This window comes from Collinsella sp. AM17-1 (assembly GCF_003470665.1).
Taxonomy (GTDB): domain Bacteria; phylum Actinomycetota; class Coriobacteriia; order Coriobacteriales; family Coriobacteriaceae; genus Collinsella.
Genome location: NZ_QRJZ01000032.1, coordinates 1 through 8366, shown reverse-complemented (window position 1 = coordinate 8366; position 8366 = coordinate 1). Strand labels below are relative to the sequence as shown.

Annotated in this window: 7 protein-coding genes and 1 tRNA gene; 1 reads left to right on the top strand and 7 read right to left on the bottom strand. The window is 60.9% G+C overall.

The genetic code is table 11. From position 1 onward, the window contains the following. Positions 1–67: 67 nt before the first annotated feature. From dtd to asnB, 7 genes are all read right to left on the bottom strand, one after another. Positions 68–514: a D-aminoacyl-tRNA deacylase gene (gene dtd, locus DW195_RS10100; RefSeq protein ID WP_117797049.1), complete on the bottom strand. Its 447-nt coding sequence runs from the start codon at positions 512–514 to the stop codon at positions 68–70. Between the two features lie 3 nt (positions 515–517). After that, positions 518–1159 (bottom strand): RdgB/HAM1 family non-canonical purine NTP pyrophosphatase, encoded by a 642-nt coding sequence (gene rdgB / locus DW195_RS10095; protein WP_118206636.1) that lies wholly within the window; start codon positions 1157–1159, stop codon positions 518–520. A 142-nt stretch (positions 1160–1301) separates the two neighbouring features. Then, on the bottom strand, positions 1302–2027 hold the full coding sequence (rph, locus tag DW195_RS10090; RefSeq protein WP_117799672.1) for a ribonuclease PH: 726 nt from the start codon (positions 2025–2027) through the stop codon (positions 1302–1304). Between the two features lie 52 nt (positions 2028–2079). Next, complete coding sequence (murI, locus tag DW195_RS10085; protein ID WP_117769301.1) at positions 2080–2964, bottom strand: glutamate racemase; 885 nt, start codon at positions 2962–2964, stop codon at positions 2080–2082. A 53-nt stretch (positions 2965–3017) separates the two neighbouring features. Then, positions 3018–3929, bottom strand: coding sequence for an HAD family hydrolase (locus DW195_RS10080; RefSeq protein WP_118206635.1), 912 nt, complete (start codon positions 3927–3929; stop codon positions 3018–3020). A 111-nt stretch (positions 3930–4040) separates the two neighbouring features. Continuing rightward, positions 4041–5603, bottom strand: coding sequence for a Mur ligase family protein (locus DW195_RS10075; RefSeq protein ID WP_118206634.1), 1563 nt, complete (start codon positions 5601–5603; stop codon positions 4041–4043). Between the two features lie 112 nt (positions 5604–5715). Further along, on the bottom strand, positions 5716–7596 hold the full coding sequence (gene asnB / locus DW195_RS10070; protein WP_117563808.1) for an asparagine synthase (glutamine-hydrolyzing): 1881 nt from the start codon (positions 7594–7596) through the stop codon (positions 5716–5718). Positions 7597–7783: 187 nt separating this feature from the next. Between asnB and DW195_RS10065 the strand changes: the two genes are divergently transcribed. Then, positions 7784–7859 (top strand) — tRNA-Val (locus tag DW195_RS10065). The last annotated feature ends 507 nt before the right edge of the window (positions 7860–8366 follow it).

Below are 8366 nucleotides of genomic sequence, written 5' to 3'. Positions count from 1 at the left end.
TGCGGGAGCGTGCCGTCAGCTCAATGTGTTCGGTTGAGATCGGAAATCAACCAGCTAATTAGGCTACTTACAGATTGTCGGTATCGAGGACAATGGTGAACGGGCCGTCGTTGACCAGGTCGACTTTCATGTCGGCGCCAAAGATGCCGTGCGCCACGTGGTCGACGTCCTGGGCGACGAGCGTCAGAAAGTACTCATAAAGCTCGTTGGCGACATCGGGCGCGCCAGCATCCGTAAACGACGGACGACGGCCGTGGCGGCAATCGGCAAACAGCGTAAACTGCGACACCACGAGCACCTCGCCGTCGACATCGGCAAGCGCCAAGTTAGTCTTGCCGTTCTCGTCCTCGTTGATACGCAGCCCACGGAGCTTGCCCCATAGTTTATCGGCCTCGGCACGCGTATCGCCATGGCCCACACCCAGCAATACCAGATAGCCGCGCCCAATGCGGCCCACGCACTCGCCGTCGACCGTCACGCCGGCGTTGAGCACGCGCTGCACCACCGCGCGCACGGCCTACTCCTCGCCCGTGAGTTTGGCGGACAGGTGCTCGAGTGCATGGAAACGATGGCTGATGGCGTTCTTCTCGTCCGCTGTGAGCTCGGCCATAGTCTTGCCCGGCGTATCGACCGGCAGGAACAGCGGGTCGTAGCCAAAGCCGTGGTCGCCGCGGCCCTCGTGTGCGATAACGCCCTCGCAGGCGCCCTCGCCATAGGTGACCAGGCCGTCTTGGTCGATGAGCGCAACGACGCTCATAAAGCGTGCGGTGCGATCCTCGTCTGCCACGCCTTCCAGATTAACGAGAAGTTTGGCATTGTTGGCGGCATCATCGCCGTGTACGCCCGCATAACGCGCGCTATACACACCCGGCTCGCCGTCCAGCGCGTCGACGACCAAGCCGGAATCGTCGGCGATGGCCATAAGGCCCGTCTCCTCGACCGCAGCCTGCGCCTTGATGATGGCGTTCTCCAAAAACGTCGTGCCGTTTTCCTCGGGGTCCTCAAAATCGCCCAGCTGGCCGAGCGCCACAAAGCGCACCTCGGGCATGACCTTGCCCAAAATGGCCTCGATCTCGGTGAGCTTATGGGCGTTACCCGTGGCCACAACAATGGTCGCCGCCGGGTCGAGGGTGTCGATATCAATCTTCTCAAGTGCCATAGCTGGCCTCCTTGTCTCTTATAGCAATGCCGTGTAGAGGACGACGAGGGCCTCGGCCTCTCCCCTCTCAATCAACGGCAGTCTTATACTTCGGCGTTTTCGCAGATTAAACCTGCCAAAATCAACATCACCTTTTGGCAGGTTAGGCGAGGGCTTGACGCTGAAGCTCGATGAGCTCGGCGATGCCCTTGTCGCCCAGATCGAGCAGGGCGTTGAGACGCTTGCGGTCGAAGGGCGCCTGCTCGCCGGTACCCTGGAGCTCGATCATCTCGCCAGAGTCGGTGGCAACGAGGTTCATGTCGACCTCGGCGTGGCTGTCCTCGGAATAATCCAAGTCGAGCAGGGTGTTGCCGTCGACGACGCCCATGGAAATAGCGGCAACCTGACCGGTAAGCGGAATGCGCTCGAGCTTGCCCGCCTCGACCCACATGGCAAGGGCGTCGTGCAGCGCCACCCAGGCGCCGGTGATGCTCGCCGTACGTGTGCCGCCATCGGCCTGGATCACATCGCAGTCAACGGTAACGGTGTACTCGCCGAGCGCCTTCATGTTGACGACGGTGCGCAGGCTGCGGCCAATCAAGCGCTCGATCTCCATGGAACGGCCCTTGCGGTTGGCATGTTCGCGCTTGCAGCGCTTGCCGGTCGACGCCGGCAGCATCGCATATTCCGCCGTTACCCAACCGGCCTTGGCGCCCTTGCGCCAGCCCGGAACGCCCTCCTCGATGGTGGCGGCGCACAGCACGCGCGTGTCGCCAAACTCTGCCAGGCACGAGCCGTGGGCGTGCTTCATGACGCCGCGGGTGAGCTTAACGGGACGCAGCTCGTTTGCGGCGCGGCCGTTGGCGCGGTTGACCTGCATATATTCCATGGAACTATCCTTTCGGCAAAAGAGTGGCGAAGACTCCGGCGACATTGCGTGCCTAACCGAGTTCATCGATATCGACATGCTCGATGCTTTTGAGCGGCTGGCCAAAGATAAAGCTGCCCGCCACCGCAAACTCGGCAATGTTGTCGGACGTGGTGGCAAAGCGATGCTGCGGCTCGGCGGTGTTGCCCGCCAGCTGCTCACGGCGCGTGAGGATATCGGTCAGCTCGCGGGTGGTCTCCTCGGCGGAGCTCACCACGCGCACCCCGGGCCCCAACGCATGACGGATGGGGCCCACCAGCAACGGAAAGTGCGTACAGCCGAGCACCACGGTATCGATGCCACGATCGTGCAGTGGCTCGACTGTAGCGTTGACCAGCGCGCGAACGGCTGGCGTATCAAAAATATCCTCGTTCTCGAGCCACTGCTCCTGCAGATGCGCGCCCGAGGCGAGCTCGTGCTCGACAACCTCGACAAAGCTCGAGGCAGGGCAGCCATACACGTCCACGCCGGCATCCAAGTCCTGGATGGCGCGCGTGTAGGCGCCCGAGCGGATGGTGAGGTTGGTGGCGAGCACGCCCACACGGCGCGTGCGGGTGCTGTTGATGGCGGCACGCGCGCCCGGCGCGATTACGCCAATCACGGGGACATCGAGCACCTGCTGAGCCAGGCGAAGCGCCGCTGCCGTCGCCGTATTGCAGGCGATGACCATGATCTTGACGTCGTGTCTCGAAAGCCAGCGCCCCGCCTGTAGCGCAAACGAGCGCACCTCGTCCTCGGTGCGGGTGCCGTAAGGGCAGCGCTTGGTATCGCCAAAGTAGTAGACGGACTCGTGCGGAAGCGCCGTCGCAATCGCGCGCGCAACCGTCAAGCCGCCCAGGCCCGAGTCGAACACGCCGATGGGGCGCGTATCACCGGCCAGATTCTCGATATCGGACATTACCTCACCAGATTCTCTCTCGAAAAGATATGGCCAAGCGTAACGGCGCCGAGCTATGAACGGGCCGCGATGAGCAGCTCCGCCGTCGCCGCCCAGCCGTCAACGATCCTGCCGCGCGTGACAAAGGCGTTATCGCAGGACGCAAGAAACTCGGGCGCGCCGGCGCTGGTCAGACCGTTCTCGACCAGGCAAAACGTGCCCACGTGGTCGGCCATGTAGAAATCAGACTCGGAATCGCCGAGCGCCAGCGTCTCGTCGCGCTCGATGCCCAGATGCTCGCAGAAACGCGCGACCGCCACGCCCTTGTCGAGACCCGACGGATTGATGTTAAAGGCACGACCGTCCTCGACGCGATCGAGCTCGAGGGTCGTCGGCTTGGACAGATGAGTCAAGTGGCCGTTGCAGGCCCAGACCAGACCGCAGCCGGCCTCGTCGAGGATGGCCTGCGCCTCGTCATCGGGAATATCGCCGCGCATGCCGACGGTGACCTCGCGGTACTTATAGCCAGTCGACATGTCGTTGTGGTACTCGATCTTGTGCGGCCAGCGAGCGAGAATCTTCTCGCACACGCCGGTCTGCTCAATCACCTGGTGCGGCGTAAGGCCGCAGGCGGGGTCGTAAGGCATGTCGCCGGTCAGATACTCCCAGTCGTTGGCCTTGAGGTCGTACATGACCAGACCACCCATCTCGCCAATGTAGGAGTTGAGGCCGAGCACGCGGGCATCTTCGTGGATCATGGTGCGGTTGCGACCCGAGGTGGGAATTACCTGGATGCCAGCGCGGGCAAGCGCCACGACGGCCTCGACGAGCTTGGTCGAGGGATTGCCGTCGTTGTCGCGCAGCACGCACGAGCCGGGCGCGAGCATCGTGGCGTCCAGATCGGTAAAGACGTACTTGACCTTGGCCAAGCGCTCGCGCATCTCGCCCGAAAGCTCGGCAACGGTCGGCAGGGTGTTGTGGGACATGGTTACTCCATTACGTAGAAGGGGCTTCTGGTCTTAGGCGGCGCGCCTCACTCGAGGAAAAACGCGCTTGCAACGGCAGCGCGCTCAGGACGCCGCCCTCATCGCAGTTCATTAGTCAAACTGGGTAACATCGATTAGGCGATTGGCCAGCGAAAGGTCGCTCTCGATGGGCACGAACTTGTCGCCCACGTGCATGAGCTCCTCGTCACCCTTTGCCAGCAGCAAGACAATGGTGGGAGCATTGGGGCTGACGTACTCCTCGCGCGCCGCCTTGAACGCCGCATGCACAGCGGCTTCGCGATCGAGGATGATCTCGTTCGGCGTATCGTCGGGAACATGCTCGGCAAGCTCGCGACAGACCTTCATCGGGTCCTCGTGAGCCGGGTCCTCGTTGGCAAAGATCATCAGGTCGGAATATGGTGCGGCCTCGCGCGGAAGCTGCTCGCGGCGCTCCTGCGCCTTGCCGCCGGCAGCGCCAAACACTGCAATGACTGGACTAGTGGGAAACGCGCGCTTGACCGACGAGAAAAGCGAACGGAACGAAAGCTGGTTGTGCGCATAGTCAACGACGCAGATCACGCGGCCGTCCTTCGACTCCACGACCTCCATACGGCCCGGCACACGCAGTTTGGAGAGGCCCTTCTTGATGGCATCGATACCGATGCCGATCTCGCGCGCAGCGGCGATAGCGACCAGCGCGTTTTCCACGTTAAAGTCGCCCGCGATGCCCAGCAGGACCTTCTCCCCCGCCTCGGACTCGTCGGCACACAGGCCATGCAGGTTAAACTCGATGTTAAAGCCGACCATGCGCACATCGCTCGCCCACAGGCTTGCCTCGGGATGCTCGACGCCAACGGTCACCAAGCGCTCGGCCGTCGACGCTGCCTCCAACACACGGTCAACCTCTTCGGTGCCCAGATTCACCACGGCGGTCTTCGCCTGGTCAAAGATCCTGAGTTTGCTCTCAAAATAATCCTCAAACGTGGGGTGTTCGATCGGCGAGATGTGGTCACGGCCGATGTTGAGGAAGCACGCCACGTCAAACGGCAGATTCTCGACGCGTTGGTACTTGAGTGCCTGGCTCGAGACCTCCATGACCATGGACTGGCGACCGGACTCACGGCAGTTGGCGATATGGCGCCAGACCTCGGGGGCCTCGGGCGTAGTATTGGTGCTCTCGTAGCACTCGATGCCATCGTCGGTACTCACCGAGCCGATCATGCCGCAGGACTCGCCCGCCGCTTTGATAATCGACTGGAGCATAAAAGCGGCCGTGGTCTTTCCCTTGGTGCCGGTGATGCCCACGATCTTGACGTCGTGGTCGGGACGGTCGTAGACCTCCGGCGGCAACAGGGCCATGGCCGTGCGAACGCTATCAACAACCAGCATCGCAGCACCGCTCTCCTGCGCCAGCGGCTCCAGAGACTCGACCAGCGACTCCTCGCACACAAATGCGACGGCGCCCGCATCGAGCGCCATGCTCAAAAACGCGGGCTTAAAGGCAACACCTTTGCAAAAGAACACGTCACCTGCCGAGACCGCACGCGAATCAAACGAGCAGCCGGTCACGGCACGCTCGTCAACCTGCTCTGATGCGCGCAGCTCGCCGCACACATCGAGAAGCTTGGCAAGCGTATCGACCGTGGTCACGGTCGCGGAATCCGAATGGTGCATCTTTCGCCTTTCTCAGCCATTTGGCAGGGACGGTTTTTATAGTAACTGAAACGCACCCACGCAAAAACGGCTCCCGGAGGAGCCGTTACGCGCAGGCGTTCGTAAGCCGAGGCTAGGCAGCCTGAACGGCGGGCTGGTCCTCGTCGATAAAGAAGCGCTTGTACCACACCAGGAACACGAGCGGCGTATAGATCTTGCGCTGGAAATCGCCCTTGCCCGCAAAGTGCAAATCGAGCAGGTGCATGAGCTCGTCGGTATCGAAGAACTCGCTTGCCCACGGCGCGGTGAAGTACTCCTTGACATAGTCGTACCACTTTTGCTCGCGCAGCCAGTAGACAATCGGCACCGGGAAGCCCACCTTGGGACGGGTGGCCCACTCATCGGGCAGCGACTTGTTGGCAGCGTGGCGGAGTACCTGTTTGTTGCCGTTCTCGTTGATGCGGTAGCGGTCGGGAATGTGCTCGGCGAACTCCATGACTTTGCGGTCCAGGAAGGGCACGCGCAGCTCCAGCGAATGTGCCATGCACATCTTGTCGGCCTTGAGCAGAATGTCGCCCGGGAGCCACATGTTCATGTCCAGGTACTGCTTCTTGACCAGCTCGGGCTGGCCCTTCACGCGTGCGTAGATGGGTGCAGCGAGCTCAAAGGCGCCGTCGCCGGTGTTGTACTCGGGCTTGAGCACGCCGTCGACCTCGCGCTCCGGCCATACCAGAGCCTGTCCCAGGAACGACTTCTCGGGGATCTCGGCACCCTTGACCAGGAAGTTATGTCCCTTGAAGTACGGCATATGCAGCGCCAGGTTACCGAGCGCGCGACGGATGGGCAGCGGCACCATCTTTTTGTACTTGCGGACCGGAACCGTGTCCTCGTAGTAGGCGTAGCCGCCAAAGAGCTCGTCGGCGCCTTCGCCCGAAAGCACGACGGTGACGTCCTTGCGGGCCATCTCGGCCAAGAACCACAGCGGCACGGAAGACAGGTTGGACTGCGGCTCGTCCATGTGATACTGGATGTCCTCGAGCGCACCGAAGAACTCGTCGGCGGTAATCATCTTGCGGACATTCTCGACGCCGAGCTTGTCAGAAAGTTCCTTGGCGTAGTTAGTCTCGTTGAAATTCTTGTAATCGAAGCCCACCGAGAAGGTCTTGTCGGGCATGAGGCAAGCGGCGATGTAGCTGGAGTCGACGCCGCCGGAGAGGAACGACGCGACCTTGACGTCGGCGATGCGATGGGCCTCGACGCTCTCGTGCACGACCTCATCCAGCTCGTCGACGTACTCCTCGAACGGCTTCTCGACGGCAGAGTAATCGCAATCCCAGTAGCGCTCGATGTTCATCTTGCCGGTCGGGATGTCTACGGTAAAGTAATGCGCCGGCGGCAGCTTGTAGACACCCTCGAAGAAGGTCTCCTCGGTTGCCGAATACTGCAGCGTCATGTACGGACGCAGGGCCTTTTTGTTGACCGCCTTGTGGAAGTGCGGGTAGTCCAGGAAGCTCTTGATCTCGGAACCAAAGAGCACGCCCGGAGCGCCGTCGCCCGCATCGGCCATGGGATAGTAGTAGAGCGGCTTGATGCCAAAGATATCGCGGGCGCCAAAAAGCTTGTTCTTCTTCTTGTCCCAGATGACGAAGGCGTACATACCGCGCAAGCGATCGAGTACTGCCTCGCCCCACTCCTCGTAGCCGTGCAGGAGGCTCTCGGTGTCGGCGCCGCAGTGGAACTTGTAGCCCTTGGCCTCGAGCTCGGAACGGAGTTCTTGGAAGTTGTAGATCTCGCCGTTGAAGACAATGACGACGCTACCGTCCTCGTTGGCCATGGGTTGGGCGCCAGCCTCGGTCAGGTCGAGGATCGACAGACGGCGGAAGCCGAGGGCAACGCGGCCGTCGATAAACTGACCGCCCATGTCGGGACCGCGATGGACGATGCGGTCCATCATCTTGGTGAGTACCTCGGATTGGTTATCCGTCCCACCGACAAAACCGACAAAACCGCACATATACTATCCCCTCTGCTGTTGCTGGGCATCAAATCGAATCAGTAGCTTTTGAGTATACCCGAGGGCGTAAAGAGGGGCGGAATGTTCAGGCAATCTCAACTGAATCAGCTCCGCTGTGACACGCGACGGTTACCTTTAATGGATATGAGATGAATGAGGCGATTGTTTTGCTATACTCTCTCCGCACGGGCGATTGGCGCAACGGTTAGCGCAGGTGCTTTACACGCACAAGGCTGGGGGTTCGAATCCCTCATCGCCCACCACTGATTTGGAAACGGTCCTCGAAAGGGGACCGTTTTTTGTTTGGGCCCATTTCATGGGATTCGAACCCGCAAGGGTGCGGAGCTGAGGAAACGCGAAGCGTTTTCCAGCGCAGCACGCGAGGGCCGTAGGCCCGAAGCGAGAGCGGGCGGCGTCAGCCGCACGCGACATCCCTCATCGCCCACCACTGAATTGTTAGGCCTCCAGCGATGGAGGCCTTTCTTTTTTTCAGGCCCAGCGCATGGGATTCGAACCCGCCAGCACGTCTGTCACAAAGGCCGTGGCCAGAAAATGGCAAAAATGAGTACTGCTACCTTGCTTACAACATATCAAAAGATAGTATTTGCTTAAGTTACGCAACATATGTCCATTATAAGGACTAACAATTAGATCAAAATCGTGCATTCATCGCCATTTCGACGGTAGCGCGCAGAGATGTGGTGTAAGAGGCGGGGAATGCCCCGCCTCCGCCCTTTCTTGAAAGGGAGGGGACACCGCCTAGAATTCGT